This window comes from Streptomyces sp. NPDC006711 (genome assembly GCF_042869775.1).
Classification (GTDB): Bacteria; Actinomycetota; Actinomycetes; order Streptomycetales; family Streptomycetaceae; genus Streptomyces.
In genome coordinates this window covers 15,624-38,277 of the sequence record NZ_JBIAGO010000002.1, presented here as the reverse complement: position 1 = coordinate 38,277, position 22,654 = coordinate 15,624, and the positions used below count along the sequence as shown (strand labels likewise).

Sequence of the window (22,654 nt, the reverse complement as noted above, 5' to 3'; positions counted from 1 at the left end):
GTCCTCACCCCATCCTCGAAGCATCCTCGGCGGCCGATGACACCGCCATAAACGGACCAAACTGCTCCGCTTATGGTTCCGTCTCCGCCCACTGCGGCGAAAATCAGCCAGTTTTCATGATCGATGATTGTGGTGCATATGACTGCTGGAATGATCGGCATGCGACCCCATGGACAGGCCCGCCCGGCGACCCCGGCCCAGGCTGTCCCAAGGAGTGGATGGCCCCTATCGACTCGCGATGGGCCTGGATAGCCTGACCGGCAGAATTCACGACCACCTTCACGCGCCAGTGGTCAGCATCTTTCAACACGGGGGTTCAGTGCTGAATTATCGCATCCTGGGGCCACTCGAAATAGGGACCACCTCAGGGCAGGTCAGATTGCCCGGAAGCAAGCGGCAGGCCTTCCTCGGTGCTCTGTTGCTCGCCGGCGGCATGCCCGTATCGCTCGCGCAGTTGATCGACACGGTATGGGGCCACCAGGCTCCGCCCACCGCGATCAAGCAGATCCGCAACGCGGCCTCTGACCTGCGCAGGAGCCACCCGGAGATCGGCGAACAGCTCCTCATGGCGGGAGACGGCTACCAGTTGCGGATCGACGAGGACCGGCTGGACGCGAAGGTGTTCTCGCGTGGCGTCGCCCGCGCCCGGCGCCTGGTGAAGGAAGGTCTCGTCGCCGACGCGCTGGAAGAATACAGATCCGCACTCTCCCTCTGGCGCGGCTCCGCGCTCGCCGGACTTGAAAGGCCCGCTCTACAGGCCCAGGTGGACGGGCTCAACGAATTGCGCATGACCGTCCTTGAAGAACGCTTCGAACTGGAGTTGGCAGAGGGAGAGCACAAATCCATCGTCGGTGAACTTGCCCTATGGGTGGCCGAACATCCACTGCGAGAACGTCTCATTTCCCAGTTGATGCTCGCGCTGTACCGTTCCGGCTCCCAGGCCCGGGCCCTGACCATTCATGAACAGGCGCGTCAGAGACTCAAAGAAGAACTCGGAGTCGACCCGGGACCCGAATTGCGGGAAGTCCATCAGTACATTCTGGTGAATGGCACGCGCAGAACTGGCTATGGCGCCCAGTCCCTGCGGCACAACAACCTGCCCGCAAGGAGCGGAAACTTCACCGGCCGGCTTCTCGAACAGCGACTCATCGAGAAAGCGGCGCGGGCCGCGGGCGCCGCCCGGGGCGGGGCGGGGAGCGTCCCCGCGGTGGTGGCCATAGACGGCATGGCCGGGGTCGGTAAGACCACCCTGGCCGTCCACGCCGCGTACCACCTGGCGGATTCCTGCCCGGACGCCCAGCTCTTCGTCGACATGTCCGCGTGCTCGGCGGGCAAACAGCCTCTGACCGCGTGGGCGGCCCTGGGAATTCTCCTGTCCGGCCTCGGCGTGCCGCCGCGCGGTATTCCAGCCGGTCTGGAGGAACGGGCGACCACGTGGCGGCGGCTCATGGCCGACCGGCGCGCGCTGATCGTGCTCGACGACGTGGCGGACACGCAGCAGATCCTTCCGTTGCTGACCGGTGCGCCCGGCTCTCTCACCATCGTGACGAGCCGCAATCGGCTCACCGAATTCATGTCCACCTGTCAGCTCACTCTCCAGGAGATGTCGCCGGCCGAGGGCGGGGAGATGTTCAGCCGGATCGCCGGGGAGAAACGCGCCTGGCGGGAGCGGGCGGCCGTCGACGACATCGTCGGACTGTGCGGCGGGCTTCCCCTGGCGATTCGGATCGCCGCGGCCAAGCTGTGCCACCGGCCTTCCTGGACCGTTGCCTACCTTGCCTCCCGGCTCGCCGACGGAGGGCAACGGCTGTCCGTCCTCGACGACGAGGACGGCCGCATCACGCAGGTTTTCCAGCAGTCCTACGACGGCCTGACCTACCGTCAGCAACACGTCTTCCGCGTACTCGGCCGCCTGCCCAGCGACAACATCGAACCCCATACGGTGGCACGGCTGACCGGGCTTTCGGCGGCCCGCATCGATCAGCTGCTCGAATCGCTGGTCGACGCCCACCTGATCGAGGCGATGGGCCCGGGCCGGTACCGCATACACGAACTGCTCCACGCGTACGCCGCGCAGCTCACGGACGCCACCGACGTCATGGACGGGCCGGAAGTCGGGCGTGACCGGCTCCTCGCGACGCGAGTCACCGACGGCCGCCTCCCGGCCCAAGTGGCCGGGATACCAAGAGAGTTATCGGTCACGGGTCCGCTCCGGAGGGCTGCGGCCTGTTCCAGCGGCTGACCCCGGCGCGGTCGATCCGTGCGACGTAACTACACCTGGGATCGCGGTAGTTGAGCCGGGTAAGTGCGCTTCGTACCGGATTGACCACGTTAGACTGCACGCGACCCGCCCGGAATGCCTCGCGGCGAGTCAACCTCCGTACAGATAAAGCGCCTTGGAGGCATGAGTGAGCAGCACAACCGTCCTGATCCTGCGTGATCCGGAATCACGTGAGGTGAACCTTCGATGCGACGCTCTGGGCTCATATCTGCGCCGGATGAGCGGAGTTGAGGGCAAGGACGTCACGCTGATCGAGGGCGCCGCGCGGTCGTCCGAGACAGTGACCCAGGTCGCCGAGGCGGCCGGCCTGGTCGGCGCCGAGGGACAGGTCCGTTACGTTCCCACGCGCGCCGCACGCGACCGGGTCGTGGCGGACGGGGACGGGGCCTGGGCGCCTGCCCTGGTCTCCCGCCACCGCAAGCAGGCGCGTCGTTCCGTCGGCGCCGTCTTCCAGTTCCCCCTCGAAGCCGAGGCGCAGGACACCGACACCACCCCCGCGTCCCTGACGACGTTCGTCACCGACTGGACCGGGCTTCCCAGTTCCTGCGCGATCGCGGTGCACCCGGGACACCCCCTCAGCACCGGTCTCGGACCGGACGAGGAGGCCGCTTTCACCGGTCGGTTCTGCCGGCACCCGCTCACCGGCGACCTCCTGCCGATCTGGGTCGCGGACTGGGTGAAGCCGGAGTTCGGAACGGGCGCCGTTCTGATCAACCCGGGTCACAACGCGGCCGACCTGGAGTTCAGCCGCAAGGTCGGGCTCCCCGTTCGCTTCTCGCTCGCGCCCGAGGACTACGACGGCGCGCCGGCGGACTGGCCGAAGCCCCCGTTCATCAAGTCCGGTTTCGCCTTCCGCACCGGCGCCACGGACGGACTGCCGTTCAGCGAGGCGAAGACCAAGTACTTCGCGGCCGTCGCCGAGCGGGGCCTTGTGGAGGAGTACACCGATTCCGGTATGGGCACGTTCCGGATCGCCACGATCGACGCGGAGGGCGAAGTCGACCTGGCGTGGGACCCCCGGCGCCGTACGGTCGCCTCCCGAGGTGAGGGCGGCGACCCGATCGCGGTGACGCTGTCACCTGTCCTGCGCGGCGCGGAGCAGCATGTGCGCTCGTCCGACCTCACGGTTGTCACGCCGTCCACCCGGGTCGAGGACGACCTGCTCGCGCTGCGGCTGCTCCTGGCCGAACCGGAGCTCGAGCCCGCGGTCAAGAGCGCGCCCGAGGTCGTCGTGGTCAGCAACGCGCAGCTGGCCAAGGGCGTCGACGCCGGTGTGCCGGACGACGTCCTCGGCCTGGCTCTGCTCGTCAGCGCCAGCCCGCTGGACACGCTGTCGGTCAAGCCGCAGCACATCGAGCCGTGCGAACGCTTCCTCAAGGCGCACGAAGGGCTCGCCGCACGGGAGTGCGTGGCCGGACAGGACCTCTCCGCGGAGACGGCCAAGGCGGCCGGCCAGATCAAGGGGCTGCTGGGGCGCCAGGACCTCAAGCAGGCCTTCACCCAGCTCTACCGCCTCCAGAAGAACCTGGCGAAGAGCGAGACCGTCGGCGCGTCGGACGTGTCCTGCTACGGCGTGCTGGCGCACGTCCTCGCGGGGGTGGAGGCGCCGCACGCTCCCGAGGAATTGGCCGCCGTCTGGAAGACGATCTGACGGTCCGTCCCATGCACGGGAACTGCCGTCCCAGGGAAGCGGGTTGAAGCCCGGTTCCCTGGGGCGGCGTTTCCCGTGCCGCGTGCCGCGCGTGACGTGCGCCTGGTGTGCTGAGGATGGTCCGAGGATGGGGTGAGGACAGGACCAGTGATGGTCGGGGCGTTGGTTGTGACGGGAGCCGCAGAAAGGCGGGGGCTGCGCGGCAGCGGCGAGCGCGGCCATTCGCGGTGGACACTCAGGGGAGGAACCACATGAGGGAACAGCACCGGACGCCCATGAAGAAGACCGGCCGCCTAGACCAGCCGGCGAGCCTGCCGGCGGTCCCGGGTGTCGTGGACGGTCTCATCACGGCGCAGACGGACGCCGACGGCAGCATCTCCTTGCGGATCCAGATCAAAATGGGCCGCCTGGCGGCGGAGAGCCGTGAGCACGTCGAGGTGGTCCTGGACCCGGGGCACTGCGAGGCCCTGGTCGAGGCTCTGCTGTCCACCGGATCGGCCACGCTCCCCGAGCCCCGCCCCTTCCAGGCGATCCCGTGTTCCGTCGGCATCAATCTGCACAGTTCCTTCGGCGAGGGGGAACCGCGGCGTCGCGCCATAGCGCCGGCCTGAGACGCCTGGGGATAGCGCGCGGCCAGGCGTGGCTCGGTCACCGAATGGCGAGGCCGGGACGCGGGCGGGGCCCAGGTCCGCCTGTGGGTGACCGCGCCGGCCCGGGCGCACGCGCCACCGCCCGGCCGCGCGCCAGGCTCAGTCGGTCGATCGGCCCGGCCATCGGGTGAAGCGGCGCAGCCCCCTGCGGGTCGGCTTGAGGGGCTTGTCCTCCGGGGCGGCCGGGCCCTGGGCCGCGGTGAGGGCCGCCGCCGGGGCCTGCTGCGGCGCCTCGACGTACGGGGCGCCCCGTTCGAGCCGGGTCCGCACGGCCTGCGCCATGGCGTGGTGGGACTGGTGCTGCACCAGGCCCTCCGCCGAGAGCCGTTCCCACATGTGCAGCAGTTCCTGGCCACGGGCCGCCACCTGGCCCTCGTCCCACAGCCGCTGCCACGCGGCGGTGGCGCGCGCCACCTCGGGCGCGGCCCGTGTCAGATCGGTGCGGCACCGGATGCGCGCCACGGTCAGCGCGAGGACGGTCGAGACGGTGTAGTCGCCGCGCAGATAGGCCATGTACGCCTCGATCGCCCGCGCCTCGAGCGACAGGTCGTCCTCCACACCCCTGCGCAGGGTCAGGTGCTCCCGCAGGGCGCTGGCCAGGACGAACGCGGCGTGCAACTCCTCGCGCTGCGCGTGCTGCATGATCCGCTCGACCCGGGCCAGGGGAGGGAAGGCCGCCTCCTCCGCGGCGATCCGCTCGTGTCCCGGCGGCAGGTCCTCCTCTTCCGCGATGGTGCGGCTCGATCCGTCGGGGTACACCCGCAGCCGTGCCACCTGCTGCACCGTACGGTCGATGACGGTCGCGGCCACCGGAGCGCCCAGGGTGCGGGCGAACATGGTGACGGCGTCGAGGATCGCCTCGTTGGGCGGTCGGGTGCCGCCCATCTGCACCAGGTGGCCGTTGACCACCGTGGATCCGTCCTCGGCCACATACGCGTCGAGCCGGACCAGCGGCGACGCGTTGAGCGCGGGCAGGTTCGCCCCTTCGCGGGACGCGGGAAGACCTTCCCCGTCGCGGGGCGCGGGCAGGTTCCCGACGTCGCGGGGTGCGGGCAGGTGGGTCATCCGCTCAGCCTCCTGGTCGGACCACGCCGGATACGGACATGGAGGCGGCCGACGCGGTGGTGACCGCGTGCCCGGGCCGAGGGGCCTGGACGGCCCTTCCGCCTCCGATGCGCATACCCGCGTGTGTGGCGTCGTTGTGGTGAGTGATCAGGCCGCGCCTCCCTGCGGGCGAAGCGCCCGGCGTCGGGCAACTCGCCCTACGCGTAAGGGAGTTCGCGTGGCGGAAAGCCACCTCGGTGGCCCGGCCTCGCGGTGGTCCACCGCCGGTCGACACGTTCATCAGCGCCACTTTCGGAGGTCGCGTACGAGAGCTCGGATGACGACCTGCCAGGACGGCGGCCAACTCGGGTCATGCGGCGACCCGTTCAACCCGCATACACAATACCCTCACACGAACGGCCGATCATCGTATCGGCGCGCGATTCGATGGCCGCGCCACCTATTCCACCTGTTCCACGGCGCCCGCCGCCTGTTCCACGACACCCGCCCCGCAACCGGAACCTTCAAGTCCGGCCCCCTGGGCCGTGCACGCGCGCCGGGCTGGCGAAGGGGCGGGGACGCGGTCGGGTGCCCCGCGTCCCCGCCCCTTCACGGTCTAGAGCTGAACTTCGAAGACGGATCGGTTGAAGTACGCCCTTGCCTCGCCGATGAGGCCGTTCTCGTCGATCTCGTAGATGTTGATGCCGGACCAGTTGACGGGCTTGTCGTCGAGGGAGACGGCGGCGCCGCGCCAGGAGACGGCCACGGAGTTCCCGACCGTGTGTGCTTCCAGGGGCGTAAGGCCGAGGAACGGGTCGAAGTTCGGTATGACCGACTTGATGAAGACGCGGATGGCTTCCCGCCCCTCGATGGGCGTCTCGCCGACCGGGTCGTGGAAGGTGGCCGTCTCGGCGAAGGATTCGGCCCACGCGTCGGCGTCACCCGCCTGGGACGCGGCGAAGAACTGGTGGACGGACTTGGGCATGGCCGGAAAGGTCACGGTTGCTCTTTCTCTCTGTGTTCTCTGGGTTCTCTGGAGGTTTTTCTGGTGGAGATTTCCTGGGCGGAGATCTTCTGAGGCGGCGCGCGGTGGTCCGACGCGCGGTCAGGCAGTGGCGCCCGCGCGGCGACGGTCGTAGCGGCGCATGACCGGGACGGCGAGCAGGCCGCACCCCGCGAGCACCGCCTGCACGGCGCAGACACCGGTCCAGCCGAAGGAGCCGTAACAGGCGCTCGCGACGGCTGCCGCGATGGCGCCGCTGAGGAAGACGGCGACCATGTAGACGGTGTTGGCCCGGCTGCGGGCCCCGGGGAGATAGCTGAAGACGCGGGCCTGGTTGGCGATCTGGCTCCACTGCACGGCGATGTTGACCAGGAGCACGGCCACGATCATGAAGGCCAGGGTGTGGCCGCCGAGGGCGTAGGCGCCTGCGGACATGAGGGTCAGGACGAGGGCCGCGGTGATGACGGGGCCGGGGCTCCGGCGGTCGATGAAGCGGCCGGCCCAAGGAGCGGCGAACGCGCCGGACAGCCCGAGGAGTCCGAAGAGCCCGGCGGTAGCGCTGCTGAAACCGTACGGCGCCTGAGTGAGGACCAGGACGAGCGTGGTCCAGGTCGCGCTGTACGCGCCGAACAGGGTGCCGTGCAGGACGCAGGCGTGCCGCAGCGCCGGTTCCTCACGCAGCAGGCGGGGCAGGGAGGCGAGCAGCCGCCGGTACGGCATGCCCTGCCGGGCGTCCTCCCGTGGCAGCAGGAGCAGGGTGATCGCGCCCGTCAGCGCGGTCAGCGCGGCGGCCAGGACGTAGACCGCCCGCCACCCGAGGGCTTCGCCCACGAGGCCGCCGATGACACGGGAGCCGATGATGCCGGTCATCAGGCCGATCTGTACGTTCCCGACGACGGAGGCGCGGCGCGCGGGCGGGGCCAGCTCGGAGGCCAGCGGCACCAGGATCTGCGGGATCACGGTGACACCGCCGATCAGGGCGGCGGCCGCGGCCAGCGCGGACAGGTTCGGTGCGGCCGCGCCCAGGAGCAGCAGGGCGGTGGTGACGGCGGTCATCGCGGTGAGCAGTGGGCGGCGGCGGTGGACGTCGCCGAGCGGGACGAGGAACAGGATGCCCGCGGCGTAACCGAACTGGGCGCAGGTGACGACGGTTCCGGCCGACGCGGAGGAGACGCCGAGCCCTTCGGCGAAGAGGTTGAGCAGCGGCTGGGCCAGATAGACGTTGGCGACGGTGGCGCCGCTACAGATCGCCATGGCCAGAAAGAGAAGCGGGCGCACGGACGGAACGGCGCGGGGCCCGGTTGCCGCCGGGGTCCCTGCGGCGGAGACGGTGTCCAAGTCCGACATGGGTGTCCTTGGGGGAGGGGTGGGAGGCTCGGGAGGGGTGTGCTCAGGGAAGTTCGGGAGGGCTGCGCCTATGTTTTACATCAACCAGTTGGTTTAAATCAACCAGTTGGTTTAGTTACGCCTTCGCCCGGCCCGGACCGGTTCCCCCTGGTGGGCGGCCGGAGCGGCGCGTGGGCATGTGACACTTGCCGGACGAGGAAGGAGCCGCCGGGTGAGCTCGCGATCAGAGCAGACGAGGAACCGGATCTACCAGGCCGCACTGGAGGAGTTCGCCCAGTACGGGGTCTCCGGTGCCAGGGTCGACCGCATCGCACGTGAGGCCAAGGCGAACAAACAGGCCATCTACCTCTATTACGGAGACAAGGAAAAGCTCTTCACCCTCGTCCTCGGCAGGGCGCTGGAGGAGCTGGCGCAGGCGGTGCCGGCGCCGGCGGAGTCGGACGACATCGCCACCTACGTCGACCGGCTCTTCACCTACCACAAGGACCACCCGGCGATCCTGCGGCTGTTGCTGTGGGAAGCGCTCGAACACCCCGGCGTGCCCGTCCCCGACGAGGCCGCCCGCACCGAGCACTACCAGCACAAGGCGCGGGCGCTCGGCAAGGCCGGCGCTCTGGGCGGCGAAGCGGCGGCGGAACTCGACCCCCAGGCGCTGCTCCTCATGTTCACCGCGCTGGTCGGGTGGCCGCTCGCCGTTCCTCAGGTGACGCGGATGGTCATGGGTGACGGCCCGGACGCGATGGACCGCGTCAAGGCCGCCGCGGTCGCGGTCGCCCAATCCGTCAAGGGGACTCCCCGCTGAGGGAGCCCCCTTCTTGACGCGGTGTCAGTGTCGCGGGGCGGCGACCGCGCCCGGGCCGACGCGGCGCGTGGCGCTGCGGTGGATGCTGATGCCCAGGGCGAGCAGCCAGTAGCTGAAGACCGCGCCCATCAGCGCCGTCGTGCCCCAGCCGTTCGCCGCGTAGAAGTGCGCGGGGGTGTTGCCGAAGAACAGCGACGGCACGAAGGCGACATTGACCGCCGCCAGCGCGAAGGCGGAGCGGTGGGCCCAGCGCGGCAGCAGGCGCGTACGGGAGATGCCGTATCCCACGGCGGTCAGGAACATCGCCAGCAGGAGGCGGTTGACCGACCCGTAGAGGATGTATGTGCCGCTGACGGCGATGGTGGGGTCGATGGGGTGGTCGGAAGCGATGACCGCGCCCCCTTCGAGTCCGCTGGAGACCAGGGTGATGGTCGTGTAGACGAGGCCGGTGGCGAAGGCGAGCGTACCCACCCATTCGTACGCGGGGTCCGCCGCCTTGATCATTTCGCGGAACGCCGTCACGAAGACGAGCTGGAAGCCGAGGGCGAGGATCCCGATGAGCAGCCGGGCCAGGACGTTGGAGGCCGGCGGCGGCCCCGAGTAGACGAAGTACAGCGGCACTTCGACGATGAAGGCGGCCGCGGTGGCGATGCCGGCGGCGCCCGCCACGCGCCTGGCGAGAAGTTCGTTCATGGTGTCCCCCTGTGGATGCCGGTGGTGGTGCGCGCGGTGGGTCAAGTGACCCGTCGGCTCGATGAGCTGAATTCTTCAACGCCGGGCGCGTCCCGTCGCGGGGCCTGGACACCGAAGGGGGGTGGGCCTGCCGACACCCCCGGCGAGGGCGTCAGGGGCACCGGGCGCGCGTCGGCCCTGACGCCTGGGGGGAGTTGGCGTCAGGGCCGGTACACACGAACCGCCGACAGGGGGCGGGAGGGAGTTCTCCGTGTCGCGCTGTTCAACGCGGCGGGGGCGCAAAGGACACGGCCGTCCTGCGCGGTCCCACGGGAAATTTCAGCGGCCCCGGTTTTCGCCCTCGCCTCCGTTTTCGTTCTCGCCCTCGCCCCCGTGCCGTGCCCACGCCCGCTGCCGCAGGCTCGCGTCCATGAGGACGTCGGCGGCGGTGCACGCCAGCGCTCCGGCACTCGCCACGAGCACCGAGCGGGCCCTCGGCGAGGCGGCCGCCGAGGCGAACTCCGGGGTGTGGTCGGATCCTTCGTCCGTGATCGCGACGAAGGGGTGGATGGCCGGCACCCGCGTACTGACATTGCCGATGTCCGACGAGCCCAGCTGGATCCCGGGCCTGGGCGGCGTCAGGTCGATCCCCGCGTGGGCCAGGTGCGCGGCGAAGCGTTCGGACAGGACGTCGCTGTCGTTGAAATGGTCGTAGCGCAACGTCGCGCGCTCGACCTCAACCCTGGTCCCCGTGGCCAGAGCGACACCGTCCGCGGCGGCTCGCACCTGCGCGACCAGGGCGTCCAGCGCCGAGTTCGTGGCGGCGCGTAGGCCGAAGCGCCCTTCGGCGTACTCCGGGACGATGTTGGTGGCCGTGCCGCCCTTGGTGATGATCCCCTGGATGTGGGATGCCTCCGGCAGGCGCCGGCCCAGAGACGTGAGGACGTTGAACAGCTCGATCAGGGCCGCGAGCGCGTCGATGCCTTCGGCGGGGTTGCCCGTGGGGTGCGCGGCGCGGCCGTGGAAGGCCACGCGGTACTGCACTTGGGCGGTCAGCGGCGCCCGGGTCCAGCTGTACACGCCCGGATGGAACATCAGCGCGGCGTCGACGTCGTCGAACACTCCGGCCTGCGCCTCCAGGACCTTCCCGCCACCGCCCTCCTCGGCGGGCGTGCCGACGGCCAGCACACACCCCGCCGTCTCCCCGAGCACCGACCGGAGCGCGAGGGCCGCTCCCAGACCGGCGGCGGCGATCAGATTGTGCCCGCAGGCGTGGCCGAGGCCGGGCAGGGCGTCGTATTCGAGCAGCAGCGCCACGGCCGGCCTGCCCCGGCCCGAGCGGGCCGTGAACGCCGTGGACATCCCGGCAACGCCGTGCTCGACCACGAACCCGGCCTTGTCGAGTTCACCGGTCAGACGGGCCGCCGCCCGGTGCTCGGCGAAGGCGTACTCGGGGTCCTCGTGCAGGGCCAGGGCCACCTCCCACAGGGCGTCCGCCCGCTGGGCCACGTCCGCACGGAGCCGGGCACCGACCCCATCGTCCTCGACGGAAAAAGACACCCTGCCTCCTCGGTATCGGGCACGCGACCGCCGCCGCGTCTGTCCACCCACGAGTGCCACCTCCAGGGTTCACCACACCTGGCGGTTTCGTTTGCGGCACTCGTGCAACACGACGACCATGACGGCCAGCCGCCGTCGGGAGCGCGATCGTGCTGGGGGTACGCATGGACCACTCGCGGGCGCCTGTCCTCGAGGCGTTGCAGGAGTTCCGCCGACGCGGAGACGTGGCGTGCGGGCCACCGGGACACAAGCAGGGCCTAGGGGGTGTCTGGTGGACCATGGCCGGGGGCGCGGCGTCTGGCACGGCACCTCGCGGCGTTGCCGAATCGCCCCGATAGCTCCGCTATCGAGACGCTCCGGCGCCTTGCGATGCACCGCACCAGACGCCGCGCCCTGACCGACCCTGATCCACCAGACACCCCCTAGGCGTCGATCCCCGGGTGGCGGACGTCGTCGGGCTCGACGTGTTCCGGTCGGACGTCCTGGCCCTCAACGGACTCGACGACCGCCGCCAGTCCCAGGGCGTACTCAGCCAGGCACAGGAGCTGATGGCCGACGCGGTGGGCGCCGAGCAGGCGTTCTTCTCCACCTGCGGCAGCTCCCTCTCGGTGAAGACCGCCATGCTCGCGGTGGCCGGCCCCGGCGAGAAGCTGCTGCTCTCCCGGAACGCGCACAAATCCGTCATCGCGGCCGTCATCGTCAACGGGGTGCAGCCCATCTGGGTGCACCCCACCTTCGACGCGGAGCGCCACCTGGCGCACCCTCCCGAGCCCGACGACGTACGCCGCTGCCTCCAGGAGCACCCGGACGCCAAGGGAATGCTCCTGATCACGCCCACCGAGTGGGGCACCTGCGCGGACGTGCGCGGTGTGGCGAGGGTGTGCCACGAGTTCGACGTCCCGTTGATCCTGGACGAGGCGTGGGGCGCCCACCTCCCCTTCCACTCCGCGCTGCCGCCGTGGGGCATGGACGCCGAGGCCGATCTGGTGGTCACCAGCGTCCACAAGATGGGCGGAGCGATCGAGCAGAGCTCCGTCTTCCACCTCCAGTACGACCGCGTCTCGCCCGAGGCGCTGAAGCAGCGCGAGGACCTGCTCGGCACCACCAGCGCGTCCTCGCTGGTCTATGCGACCCTGGACGGCTGGCGTCGCCAGATGGTGGAGCAGGGGCACGGCCTTCTGTACACCGCGCTTGCCCGCGCGCTGCGGATCCGCTCGGCCGTCGAGGACCTGCCGGGTCTGCGGCCCATGGGCCAGGAAGTCATCGACCAGGGCTTCGCCGCCTCCTACGATCCGCTCAAACTCGTCATCGACGTAAGGGAGTTGGGGATCACCGGCATGCAGGCCTGCGAGTGGCTGCGGGCCAACCGGCACGTGGATGTGGGCGGTTCGGACAGCTGCCGCATCAGCGCCTCCATCACGCACGCCGACGACGACGAGGCCGAGAAGATCCTGCTGGACGCGCTGCGCTCGCTCGTCGACAACGCCGGCTCCATCGAGAAGCAGCCGCCGGTCCATCTGCCCGCCCCCGGAACTCTGGAACTCGAGCAGGCGATGCTGCCCCGGGACGCCTTCTTCGCGCCGGTCGAGCACGTGCCCGCCGAGCGCGCCGCGGGCCGGATCGCCGCCGGAATGATCAGCCCCTACCCGCCGGGGGTGCCTGCCTCGCGCCGGGCGAGATCATCACCGAGGCGGTGCTCGACTATCTGCGCAGTGGCGTCGAGCACGGCGTCCCGATCCCGGACGCGGCCGACCCGTCGGTCAAGACGCTGCGGGTCGTGGCCAGGGACTGACCGCCGCCCCCGGCCGCCGTCTTGGGGCCTGCGGCGTCGACGTGGTGGGTGTCATGAGTAGATGTACTCATGACACCCACCGAGTCGCGGGAAAAGATCAGCGGATGACGATGCCCAGATGGACGAGAGCCCGGCTCGGGATGGTTCCGGCCGCCGCGCTGGCCCTGTGCGTGGCGGGGTGCGGAACACAGCACGTGGGGGACGCCGCCGACGGCAACGGCAGTGGACGCCCCACGCCGCCCGCCGCGGCGACCCCGGGTGCGCAGGTGGACTTCCCCTGCCCCGGCGAGACCCCCAAGTCGGCCGCTCCGAGCCCGAGTTCGACCGCGCCGCCGACCGACCACTACGCGGAGAACCACGGCTTCCTGGTCCCCATCGAACTGCACGGTCAGAACCGCTGCGACGGGCTCGCCGTCGTGGCGAAGGTCAAGAAGGTCCTCGAACCACTGCGCCGCAGGGGCGACTTCGACCCGGACAAGGCGCACACCGCGCTCACCGGCCTCGGCTACTCCGCCGGCAAGGTGCGGGCGTACCAGAACGGGTCCACCGGCGTCGGATTCCTCATCGACATCGGCGCCGCTCCCTGGTGCGTCGAGGGCACGATGGACAGCGCCACCACCAAGGCGGACGCCTTCGCCGGCTACCCCGACGGCACCGGTTGCGAGCCCGCGAAGGGCGGCCACTGAACCCGCGGCCACGGGCTGCCTTCGGTTACGGCCGGCCGAAGGCGCGACGAGGCCGGCGCGGTTTCGTCAGCCCTGGGCGGCCGCTGCGGCCGCCGCCGCCGTACGCTCCTCGCCCCTGCGCCGCGCCTGCTTGCCGTACAGAGTCGTCCACAGGACAAGGACGCCGAGCACGCCGTAGATCATGAAGGGGCTCAGAACCACCATGGTGTCCGTGCTCAGGACGTACGAGAGTCCGATCCGGACCAGGGCCTCCAGGCAGTAGGCCACGCCCCAGACCGTCGTCATCGTGATGACGGTCTTGCGGAACCCTTCGAACTGCCACAGGCCGTTCCACCAGGCGGTGCCCTCGGCGGTGCCGTCGGTGGCGAACTTACGGCCGAAGTAGAACATCAGCGGACGCGGTGCCAGGAGTGTCACCAGGCACAGCAGCCCGAACAGGCCGGTGACGGCCGAGTCCTTGATCAGCAGGGCCCGGGCCGAGTGCGCGCCCGCGAGCGACACCACGGCCGTGATCACCAGGAACACCAGCGTGACGATGGCGAACTCGTCGAGGCGCCGACGCCAGGCGAAGTGCACGACGCTGTCGACCACCGGCCACATGCCGCCCGCCAGGAGCGAGGCGAACTCGCTCCAGCCGTGGTCGCGCAGGGCGTTGTACGTGAGGATCGGAGCGAGGACGTTGAGTCCGATGGTCAGGACCCAGCCGAGCGCGGCGGCGCCGCCGGACCGGGTGGGCGGCGCGGGCCGCTCGCCCACCTGGCCCGCCCCGGCCCGGGGCGCGTTCTGATCGTGGTGTGTGGTCGTGGTGTCCGGAGTGGGCACAGGTTCCCCCTGGAGGTGCCTGACAAGCGCGGCAGCGTGAATGTGGTGCGGGCCATCGTGGTGAGGCACCGGAGCCCGCGCACGAATGATCACGGAAACCGGTTGGAACTACTAATTCCGCTTCATGTCCGGTGGCGCACAGTGTTGTTGACAGCCTGCCGCAGTCGAGAGCATGTTGCCTAGAGCGCCGACGGCTCCCTGATCCGTCGGCGCCGGGCCCTCGCTCTCAGGGGGTGGGGCGGCGGATGGTGCGCTGGCCGGGGACCGAGGAAAGGCGCCGGCGGGCGGGGAGGTGAGGGGGGCGCGGTGACGGGTTGCGCCGGGCCGGCACCGCCGGCGCGAACGCGAGCAGGAGCACCAGGACGAGGACCGCGACAAGGATGAGCATCGTGGCGAGGGTCATCTTGCTTCCTTCCGCCGATTCATGACGGTCTGTCACTACAGCTTGTAGCCGAAAAGCGGTCGGATAAACACGGTGCGTAGGTGCTTGTGCGGCAACGGGGACGCCGGGCGGTCACGCTCCGGTCGCCGCGCACGGCCCGCCGGGGGGTGGGGCGGGGTCGGCGGAGGCGTCGCGCTGGAAGGCGAAGACCTGGTCGAGGCCGACGACACGCAGGATGCGCAGAGTGTGGTCGGGGACGGTGGCGAGCGCGATGTCGGCCCGGGCGGCGTGGGCGTGATTGCGGGCGGCGATGAACGCGGCGATGCCGCTGGAGTCGCAGAACGTCAGGCCGGCCAGGTCCAGGACGAGACGCCGGCCGGGCACCAGGACGATCCTGGCGAGCTCGTCGCGCAGCTGGGCAGCGGTGTCGAAGTCGAGATCCCCGGCGATCGCCAGTACGGGACCGGCCGAGACCTCTCGGATGGTGATCGTCAAAGAGCTCATGGGGTGTGGTCCGTCCGGGTGGCCTCGGCGTGGACGCCGAGAGCGAGCAGGGCGGTGTCGTCGTCGAGGCCGTCGCCGAAGGAGTCCAGGAGCCCGGTCAGGGCCTGGATGACGGCGGACGGGGATTTTCCGGCGTGCTGGGCGGCGAAGGAGAGCAGGGCCTCGTCCCCGTACAGACCTTTGCGGTCGTTGCCCGTGCGGGCTTCGGTGAGGCCGTCGGTGTAGAGCAACAGGGCGTCGCCGGGGGCGAGCGTGGTGGTGGCGGCGGTGAACGGGGCTTTGGGCAGGATGCCGACGAGGAGGCCGCCGGGCGTGGGCAGGAAGGCGGTGCTGCCGTCGGCGCGCAGGACGAGGGCGGGCGGATGGCCGCCGGAGGCGAGATGGACGGTGACGTTCCCGGTCGACGGGTCCGGTTCCAGGGTGCCGAAGATGGCGGTGCAGTACCGGGGGTCGCCGCCTGAATAGCGCTCGTGCAGCACCTTGTTGAGGGTGGTCAGGGCGGCCACGGGATTGGGGTCGTGCAGGGCCGCCGCCCGCAGGGTGTACCGGGTCAGCGAGGTGACCGCGGCGGCCTGCGGTCCCTTGCCGCACACATCACCGAGGAAGAACCCGAAACGGTCGCCCTCGATGGGGAAGACGTCGTAGAAGTCGCCGCCGAGCCGGTCGGGGGAGGCCGTGTGGTAGTACGCGGCCGTCTCCATCAAGGGCACGCTCGGCAGGGCGGAGGGCAGCAGGGACTGCTGGAGTACGGCGAGGGCGTCCTGAAGCCTGTCCCGGTGGGCCTCCGCCTGCTTGCGCATCTCGTCGGCCGCCTTGCGGGCCCGCAGCAGCTCCTTCTCGTAGGCGCGGCGGTCCCGGGCGTCGAAGAGGGTGGTGCGGATCAGCAGGGGCTCGCCCATGCTGCCGTACTTGACCGTGGCGGAGACCAGGACGGGGATCCGCTCGCCCTGTACCGGCTTGATCTCCAGGGCGATGCCGCTGATCTCCCCCTGCATCCGCAGCAGCGGCGCGAAGTGCGTCTCGTGGTACAGCTTGCCGCCAACGGTCAGCAGGTCCGTGAACCGCATCCGGCCCACCACGGCCTCCCGCGCCAGGCCGAGCCAGCCGAGGAGCGTCGTGTTGATCTTCGCGATGGTGCCGTCCATCAAGGTCGACAAATACCCGCACGGGGCGCTCTCGTACAGGTCCTCGGCGCTGTCTTCGAGCAGCGCGGCGAACGCGGCGTTCGAGGTCTGCCCCTGGCCGGCCCCTTGCGGGTCGGGGTCGGGGAGCTGCCCGGTGCGGCACATCACTTCAGGTCCGCCAGGAAGGAGCGGATCGCCTGGTTCGTGGCCTCGGGGGCGGACAAGTGGGGGCAGTGCCCGGTCGCGTCCAGAGTGACCAGCTTCGATCCGGTGATCGTCTCGTGGACGAAGGCGCCGACCTCGCGGGGTGCGATGACGTCCTGGGTGCACTCAAGGACCAGCGTCGGCACCCGCACGCCCTTCAGGTCGTCCCGCGAGTCCGACAGGAACGTGGTCCGGGCGAAGACGCGTGCCATGTCCGGGTCAGTGGCGCAGAAACTGTTGGTCAGCTCCTCGCCGAGCTCCGGGCGCTCCGCGTTCCCCATGATCAGCGGAGCCATCGCGGCCGACCAGCCCAGGTAGTTCGCCTCAAGCGACTCCAGGAGCTCATCGATGTCCTCGGCGCTGAAGCCGCCCCGGTATCCCTCGTCGTCGACGTAACGGGGCGACGGGGCGACCATCACCAACGCCCCGACGCGCTCGGGCGCCATCTCGGCGGCGAGCACGCCGACCATCGCGCTCACGGAATGCCCCACGAACACCGCGTCCCGCACGTCGAACGCCTCACACACCTCCACCACGTCCCGGGCGTACCCCGTCAGGGATCCGTAGCGGTCCTCGGAGAACGCCGTGGGGTCGGCCGCGCCCGACCCCACGTAATCGAACAGCACCACCCGGTAGTCGTTGGCCAGCGCGGGCACCGTGAGTCGCCACATGTTCTGGTCACAGCCGAACCCGTGCGCCAGCACGACCGTGCGTCCCTGCGGGTTACCGGTGACCGTGACGTTGTTCCTGCGAGCGATATCCATGACTCGCACTCTCTCAGACTCCACGGGCCGCTCGTTCCGGGCGGCCCCCTACCGCCGGTATCCGCCCGACACTCTCACATGACAACCCGGCAAACCGCACAAAAGGCGAAATTCACACGGTCAGGCGACCGATGTCCTGGGGGTCGAGCCCCGTCAGCTGCGCGATGCGGGGCGCCGACACGCCCGCGGTCAGCGCGCGGTGCACCAGGGCTTCCCAGTCCTGGGTCGTCTCGCGGAACTCCAGCAACTCGCTCTCCACGTCCGTGACGGACTGCGGCGCGCACTCCCGCTGGACCCGCAGCGTCTCCTCCTCGCTCAGGGGCACGGGCAGGCGCTCGGCGTCCTCGGGGATGAAGACCTCCGCGTCGGCGGGGAGGATCCGTACCTGCTCCGAGGACGCGGAGACGTCGTGGGCCTGGAGCCAGCCGTGGACGGCCGGTGTCTCCACGCACTCGAGCGGGCCCACGGCGGCGAGCGCCGCGCCGAGCCGGGGGCGCAGGTCGGGGAGGAGGAAGAGGTAAGCGTCATCGGCCATCGTGCGGCATCGCCTTCGGGGTCGCGATCGGACTTGTACGGTGCCTCGATGCTAGCGCCCGCCACGGCACGCTCCTGCCGCGCACAACACCGGGCGGGCGCGGCACAGTTCGCCCGCGAGGGGCTGCGTTGACCTCGCGCAGAGGAACATTCCGCCATTCCATAGCGATCGCTGTAAAATTGGCGTCATGACGAAGAAGCGAGGGTGGTCGTGACGGCGAAGCGGGGCAGGCCGAGGAGCTTCGACCGCGAGGCCGCGCTGGTCCAGGCCACCATGCTGTTCTGGCGGCACGGCTTCGAAGGCACGTCCATCACCGACCTCACCGGGGCGATGGGTGTCTCGCCGCCCAGTCTGTACGCCGCCTTCGGCGACAAGCGGGCGCTCTTCGCGGAGGTCGTCGAGCGGTACGGCGCGACGTTCGGCGCGTTCATGGGCGTGGCGCTTGCGGAGGAGGAGGACGCGCGCGCGGCGTTCGCGCGGATACTGCGCGAGGCGGCGGTGAACTACACCGATCCCGCGCATCCCGCGGGATGCCTGGTCATCTCGGCGGCGACGAACTGCACGCCGCAGACGGCGGACATCGAGGGGGAGCTGCGGGAGCGGCGCGTGGCCAATGTGCGCGTCTTCGAGGACCGGCTGACCGAGGCCCGGGCACGGGGGCAGCTCCCGGAGGGCGCAGAGCCGCGCGCCCTGGCCGTCTACTTCGCGGCCGTAGTACAGGGGTTGTCGCAGCAGGCGCGGGACGGGGCGACGGAGGGGGAGCTGGGGCGGGTGGCCGAGCTGGCGATGGCGGTGTGGCCGGGGGTGTAGGGGTGTGGCCGGGTTCGCTTTCGGGCGCGGACCGTGTGTGGCTGGGCGCGCGGTTCCCCGCGGTCTGGCTGCGCCGCGTGGGGGCGTATGGCAACCTCGGGTCGCCCGGCGTTTGGGGTGGAGCCGTGAGGGGTTCGCTTTCGGGTGCGGATCGTGGTCGCTTCTCGCGCAGTTCCCCGCGCCCCTGAGCGTCTGGTGCTGGCCCGTGTGGGCAAGGTCAGCCTGTCATGGGGGTTCCCTCCCGGCCGCCGGGGGCGGGGTCAGGGCGTTCGGTGGTCGGGGCGCAGCAGGGCCTGGGCAGTTGTCAGGCGGGTGGGCTCGTCCTGGGGGGTGGCGGCGCCGCCCGTGATGTCGTCGGCCCAGGCGAGCAGTCGGCGCACGTGCGGGTCCGCCCCGGTCGTGGCGATCCGGGGCCGTCCCAGGACGACCTCTCCGCCCGTGCCGTCGAGGGCGATCAGGGTGCCCTCTGGCAGCGTGCGCCCGCCCGCGCGGACACGGCCATCGGCGGCGTCGACGGTGAGGCTCGCGGCACCGACGACGGCGGGTTTCCCCATGGAGCGCGCCACCACGGCCGCGTGGCTCGTCGGGCCGCCGCGCGCGGTGACCACCCCGGCCGCCGCGGCGAGCCCGTGCATGTCGAGCGGGGAGGTCTCGGGCCTGAACAGGATGACGGGCCCCCTCGAAGCCAGCCGCGCCGCGCTGTCGGCGGTGGTCGCCACCCGGCCGACGGCGACCCCGGGAGAGGCGCCGAGCCCCCGGACGAACAGGTCGCCGGGCTCGAACCCCGTGATCCGGGGGGTGCGTACCTGCGTGAGGTGCCGGGGCGAAACGCGCAGCAGCGCCTCCTCGCGCCCGATCGTCCCCGCATCGGCGAGGTCGACCGCGACCCGGACCGCGGCCCGCCCGACGAACTTGCCGGGCCGCACCTGGAGGATCCACAGTTCACCCGCCTCGAAGGTGAACTCGACGTAGCACGCGTCGCGGTAGTGCTCCTCGAGCCGGGCGAGAGCGGAGAGCAGCCGCTCCCACACCTCGGGTTCCCTCGCGGCCAGCGCGCCGAGGGGTTCGGTCAGCGATGTTCCCGAGACGACGTCCTGGCCCTGGCGGCCGAACAGCGCCTCCCCGAACGCGACTTGCTCGCCGGTGTTGGGATCCCGGCTGAACGCGACGCCCGTACCGCTGCGCCGGTCGCGATTGCCGAACACCATCGCCTGGACGGTGACGGCGGTGCCGAGGTCGCGCGGGATGCCGTGCAGTTCGCGGTAGGTCTTGGCGCGCGGGGTGTTCCACGAGCAGAACACGGCCTCGATGGCGAGCTCCAACTGACGGTGGGCGTCCTCGGGCACACCGCCGCCGTGGCGTTCCGCGATGAGCCGTTCCACCCTCCGTACCGCCTCGGTGAGACGGTCCGTGCCGGTGTCCTGGTCGGTGAGCGCGCGGTCGGCGCCCGCAAGGGCCTCGGGGCCGACGCCGACGACTTCGGAGGCGAAACCGGTCAAGAACCGCAGCCGTGAGTCGAGTGCGAAACGCGGGTCGCCGGTCTCGTCGGCGAGGGCGGCCGTCGCCGCGGTGGTGAGACCGAGGTTGAGTACGGTGCTCATCATGCCGGGCATGGACACGCTGCCGCCGGAGCGGACCGACACCGCGAGCGGACGCCCGGGACCGCCGAGCGCGCGGTGCGTGGCCGCCTCTAGACCGGCCACGGCGGCGGCGAGTTCGGCGTCGAGCCCGGTGGGCAGCCGCCCGCCGCGAAGGTAGTCGCGGCATGCCCGTGTGGTGATGACGAAGCCGGGCGGCACGGGAAGTCCCAGGCGGTGGAGCACGACGAGCCCGTGCGCCTTGCCGCCGAGGACGTCCGCCGTCTCCTCGACCTCGGCCGAAAGCGGATGGATCCAGGTCATCGCGTGTCACCTCCGCGTCGCCGCTGCTGACTGGGCTGGGTGCCCCGCGCGGTGCGCACGGGACGGTGAGCGCCGTTTCAGTGGCGCGTGCGGCCGAGGGTGGCCAGCAGGTCCTCGTGCAGCTGGAACCAGACGGTGTGGTACGAGACGGTGCTGTCGGTGACGTACTCGAGGGAGCCGGCCCGCGCCCGGGTCAGGGCGTCGGCGAGCCGCACGGGATAGCGCCGGAAGCGGAGCAGTGCCGAGGACAACTCGGCGCACAGGGGCTCGGCACGCTGGTGGAACTCCGTGAACCGGTCGAGCACCCGGGTGTCGTACGCGGGGTCGCTGTGGTCGTTCATCGTCATGGTGCCGTCAAGGGTGCGGGTCTGCCAGGCCGTGCACAGGTCGAGCAGTTCGGGGTTGAGCACGAGGAAGTGGTCGAACGCCGCGGTCAACGCGGGCCGGGCGCCGGCCTCGTCGAGCTCCCGGGCGATCCGCTCGGCGTCGGCGGCGCGGCCCTCCTCCGAGAGGCCCCATCCGCCGAACGCACCCGCGATGCGGGTGACGAGCCCGGCCACCGCGAGGTCGATCAGTTCCGATTCGACGTCGGACTCGGAGAGCCCCGACGCCTTGGCCACCGCGGACAAGTCGGAGAAGCCGATACAGCGGAGGGTGTGCAGCACCAGCAGATCGGTGCTGGTCGCGTGGGACGAGACGGGCTGGGTCATGACGCGGCCCCATCGGGTGTGGTCTGCGAGACATGTGAGGTCGTGAGGCCGGAACTGGCCGCAGCGTGGGCGGCGCCGCGCCCCTTGGCCCGGGCGACGATCGCGCCCCGTCGTACGCGTACCGCGTACTCGGTGGCGTCATCGGCGTCCGGCACGCCGAGCGCCGACGCCAGCAGGCCGTGCTCGTCCAGGACGAGACGCAGGCGTGGCAGGGCGTCGGGTGCGAACACGCGCCGCAGGCAGCGGGCGACGTCACCGGCTCTGAGCCGTACGAGCCGGCCCGTCTCGGCCGGATCCGACGTCGTGACGACCACGGTGACGCGGTCGCGGGACCGCGCGGCGCGGACCGCCTCCTCGGCGGACTTCAGGCGGCTGGTGCCAAGCAGTGCGATCACCCCGTCCTCTGCGAAGCCGACGGGGAGGCCGGTGATGAGGTCCCGCGATTGCCCGGGCGGGGTCCAAGGATCCCCGCACGTCTGGGCGGGCGGTACGTAGGGCAGGTGCGGCGGGTTCCAGGCGTCGTCCAGGGGGAGTGCGCCCAGGTGCGCGCAGGCCTGCACGATGTCGAAGGGGTCGCCGAGGCCGAGGGCCGGATCGGCCGCCGCGCCGGGACCGTCGAGAAGCCGCAACACCAGCTGGGCGCGCCGGACTTGACGACCCGTCGGGGCATGTGCGGGGGCGTGGGCCTCAAGCGCGAGCGCGAGAAGCAGCGCCTCCAGATGCGTCAGCTGTCCGAACGCGGTACGGAACGGCTCGTCGTCGAGGACGCCGGCGGTCTCGCGGAGTTGACCCTGGCCGGGGAAGACGCTGCCCTCGGCGAGGGGCATGCCTTCGAGCCGGATCCGGGCGAAGGCGCCCAGTGCGCCGGCGATGGACGGGACGGCTTCGGCGGCGCCGGACCTGTCGGCCGCGTTCCCCCGCCGGGGCGTACCACCGCGCTCGTGCGCCGCGCCGGGCTCAACCGCGCCACCGCGCACGGCAGTTGGGAGCTCGGCCTTCGGGCCGCCCTCGACCATGTCGACCAGGACCGCGAGGTAGAGGGCGCGTTTGCTCGGGAAGTTCGAGTACACGGCGCCACGCGTCAGTTCGGCCCGCTCGGCGATGCCGTCCACCTTCGCCGCCGCGTAGCCGCGCTCGGTGAACTCCCTTCGCGCGGCGGCCAGTACGGCCGCGCGCGTGCGCTCCTGCTGCTGGGCCCGGGTCAGCCGTGCCATCCGTCCCACCTCCTTGTGCGCTCGCCGCCGTTCACGCCGACGGTACGATACCGCAAACATCGGGATGATGAGAACATCCGAATGTTCCGATGCGGGGGCTACTGGCGTGGCGGGCGGCTGGCACCCCTGGCGTCGTCGCACCCGGGTCCGGCGTCCTTGCCGCCTGGTTCGCGGCCGGGCGTGTGCGGCGGGGGTA

Annotated in this window: 20 protein-coding genes and 1 pseudogene; 7 read left to right on the top strand and 14 right to left on the bottom strand. The window is 70.9% G+C overall.

All coding sequences use genetic code 11. The features are described from left to right. Positions 1 to 238: 238 nt before the first annotated feature. The 3 genes from ACFYM2_RS04240 (at position 239) to ACFYM2_RS04230 (ending at position 4,543) form a co-directional block, all read left to right on the top strand. The gene (locus ACFYM2_RS04240) at positions 239 to 2,242 is read left to right on the top strand and encodes a BTAD domain-containing putative transcriptional regulator (protein ID WP_388833180.1); all 2,004 of its coding nucleotides are present in this window, start codon (positions 239 to 241) and stop codon (positions 2,240 to 2,242) included. Positions 2,243 to 2,408: 166 nt separating this feature from the next. Next, entirely contained in the window at positions 2,409 to 3,932 is a 1,524-nt protein-coding gene (locus tag ACFYM2_RS04235; RefSeq protein WP_358996082.1) for a hypothetical protein, read from the top strand. Between the two features lie 251 nt (positions 3,933 to 4,183). Continuing rightward, positions 4,184 to 4,543 (top strand): hypothetical protein, encoded by a 360-nt coding sequence (locus ACFYM2_RS04230; RefSeq protein WP_388456306.1) that lies wholly within the window; start codon positions 4,184 to 4,186, stop codon positions 4,541 to 4,543. Positions 4,544 to 4,681: 138 nt separating this feature from the next. Here the strand turns inward: ACFYM2_RS04230 and ACFYM2_RS04225 are convergent, their stop codons facing one another. The 3 genes from ACFYM2_RS04225 to ACFYM2_RS04215 form a co-directional block, all read right to left on the bottom strand. After that, entirely contained in the window at positions 4,682 to 5,647 is a 966-nt protein-coding gene (locus tag ACFYM2_RS04225; protein ID WP_358996076.1) for a hypothetical protein, read from the bottom strand. A gap of 595 nt (positions 5,648 to 6,242) precedes the next feature. After that, positions 6,243 to 6,626: a nuclear transport factor 2 family protein gene (locus ACFYM2_RS04220; RefSeq protein WP_388833177.1), complete on the bottom strand. Its 384-nt coding sequence runs from the start codon at positions 6,624 to 6,626 to the stop codon at positions 6,243 to 6,245. Positions 6,627 to 6,731: 105 nt separating this feature from the next. After that, positions 6,732 to 7,976: an MFS transporter gene (locus ACFYM2_RS04215; RefSeq protein WP_388833174.1), complete on the bottom strand. Its 1,245-nt coding sequence runs from the start codon at positions 7,974 to 7,976 to the stop codon at positions 6,732 to 6,734. 211 nt (positions 7,977 to 8,187) lie between these two features. Between ACFYM2_RS04215 and ACFYM2_RS04210 the strand changes: the two genes are divergently transcribed. After that, positions 8,188 to 8,778 carry a TetR family transcriptional regulator gene (locus tag ACFYM2_RS04210; RefSeq protein WP_358996067.1) on the top strand — a complete coding sequence of 197 codons (591 nt, stop codon included), beginning with the start codon at positions 8,188 to 8,190 and terminating at the stop codon, positions 8,776 to 8,778. Positions 8,779 to 8,802: 24 nt separating this feature from the next. Here ACFYM2_RS04210 and ACFYM2_RS04205 read toward each other — a convergent pair whose 3' ends face one another. Together ACFYM2_RS04205 and ACFYM2_RS04200 are read right to left on the bottom strand one after the other, a co-directional pair. After that, positions 8,803 to 9,471, bottom strand: a complete 669-nt coding sequence (locus tag ACFYM2_RS04205) for a hypothetical protein (RefSeq protein WP_388833171.1) — start codon at positions 9,469 to 9,471, stop codon at positions 8,803 to 8,805. A 318-nt stretch (positions 9,472 to 9,789) separates the two neighbouring features. Beyond that, positions 9,790 to 11,010, bottom strand: coding sequence for an amidohydrolase (locus ACFYM2_RS04200; RefSeq protein ID WP_388833168.1), 1,221 nt, complete (start codon positions 11,008 to 11,010; stop codon positions 9,790 to 9,792). A 440-nt stretch (positions 11,011 to 11,450) separates the two neighbouring features. Between ACFYM2_RS04200 and ACFYM2_RS04195 the strand changes: the two are divergent. Together ACFYM2_RS04195 and ACFYM2_RS04190 are read left to right on the top strand one after the other, a co-directional pair. Continuing rightward, positions 11,451 to 12,802, top strand: a pseudogene (locus ACFYM2_RS04195) (aminotransferase class I/II-fold pyridoxal phosphate-dependent enzyme). Between the two features lie 104 nt (positions 12,803 to 12,906). Continuing rightward, a complete protein-coding gene (locus tag ACFYM2_RS04190) occupies positions 12,907 to 13,488 on the top strand; it encodes a hypothetical protein (RefSeq protein ID WP_388833165.1) in 582 nt (193 codons plus the stop codon). A 66-nt stretch (positions 13,489 to 13,554) separates the two neighbouring features. Here the strand turns inward: ACFYM2_RS04190 and ACFYM2_RS04185 are convergent, their stop codons facing one another. From ACFYM2_RS04185 to ACFYM2_RS04160, 6 genes are all read right to left on the bottom strand, one after another. Continuing rightward, on the bottom strand, positions 13,555 to 14,310 hold the full coding sequence (locus tag ACFYM2_RS04185; protein ID WP_359008502.1) for a VC0807 family protein: 756 nt from the start codon (positions 14,308 to 14,310) through the stop codon (positions 13,555 to 13,557). A gap of 226 nt (positions 14,311 to 14,536) precedes the next feature. Further along, positions 14,537 to 14,713: a hypothetical protein gene (locus ACFYM2_RS04180; RefSeq protein WP_350233962.1), complete on the bottom strand. Its 177-nt coding sequence runs from the start codon at positions 14,711 to 14,713 to the stop codon at positions 14,537 to 14,539. A gap of 111 nt (positions 14,714 to 14,824) precedes the next feature. Continuing rightward, positions 14,825 to 15,196: an STAS domain-containing protein gene (locus ACFYM2_RS04175; RefSeq protein ID WP_359008500.1), complete on the bottom strand. Its 372-nt coding sequence runs from the start codon at positions 15,194 to 15,196 to the stop codon at positions 14,825 to 14,827. Then, the gene (locus tag ACFYM2_RS04170; protein ID WP_359008498.1) at positions 15,193 to 16,485 is read right to left on the bottom strand and encodes a SpoIIE family protein phosphatase; all 1,293 of its coding nucleotides are present in this window, start codon (positions 16,483 to 16,485) and stop codon (positions 15,193 to 15,195) included. The genes ACFYM2_RS04175 and ACFYM2_RS04170 overlap by 4 nt, the downstream gene beginning before the upstream one ends. Next, positions 16,485 to 17,288 (bottom strand): alpha/beta hydrolase, encoded by an 804-nt coding sequence (locus ACFYM2_RS04165; protein WP_359008496.1) that lies wholly within the window; start codon positions 17,286 to 17,288, stop codon positions 16,485 to 16,487. The genes ACFYM2_RS04170 and ACFYM2_RS04165 overlap by 1 nt, the downstream gene beginning before the upstream one ends. Before the next feature lie 112 nt (positions 17,289 to 17,400). Then, the gene (locus ACFYM2_RS04160) at positions 17,401 to 17,823 is read right to left on the bottom strand and encodes a DUF6003 family protein (RefSeq protein WP_359008494.1); all 423 of its coding nucleotides are present in this window, start codon (positions 17,821 to 17,823) and stop codon (positions 17,401 to 17,403) included. A gap of 210 nt (positions 17,824 to 18,033) precedes the next feature. Between ACFYM2_RS04160 and ACFYM2_RS04155 the strand changes: the two genes are divergently transcribed. After that, positions 18,034 to 18,633 (top strand): TetR/AcrR family transcriptional regulator, encoded by a 600-nt coding sequence (locus ACFYM2_RS04155; RefSeq protein WP_388833161.1) that lies wholly within the window; start codon positions 18,034 to 18,036, stop codon positions 18,631 to 18,633. 260 nt (positions 18,634 to 18,893) lie between these two features. On the opposite strand, the gene ACFYM2_RS04150 is transcribed toward ACFYM2_RS04155, so the two are convergent. From ACFYM2_RS04150 to ACFYM2_RS04140, 3 genes are all read right to left on the bottom strand, one after another. Then, positions 18,894 to 20,534: a pyruvate, phosphate dikinase gene (locus tag ACFYM2_RS04150; RefSeq protein WP_388833158.1), complete on the bottom strand. Its 1,641-nt coding sequence runs from the start codon at positions 20,532 to 20,534 to the stop codon at positions 18,894 to 18,896. Between the two features lie 77 nt (positions 20,535 to 20,611). Further along, a complete protein-coding gene (locus ACFYM2_RS04145; RefSeq protein WP_388833155.1) occupies positions 20,612 to 21,244 on the bottom strand; it encodes a transcriptional regulator in 633 nt (210 codons plus the stop codon). After that, positions 21,241 to 22,458: a helix-turn-helix domain-containing protein gene (locus ACFYM2_RS04140; protein ID WP_388833152.1), complete on the bottom strand. Its 1,218-nt coding sequence runs from the start codon at positions 22,456 to 22,458 to the stop codon at positions 21,241 to 21,243. Before ACFYM2_RS04140 ends, ACFYM2_RS04145 begins: the two co-directional genes overlap by 4 nt. Positions 22,459 to 22,654: the final 196 nt, after the last annotated feature.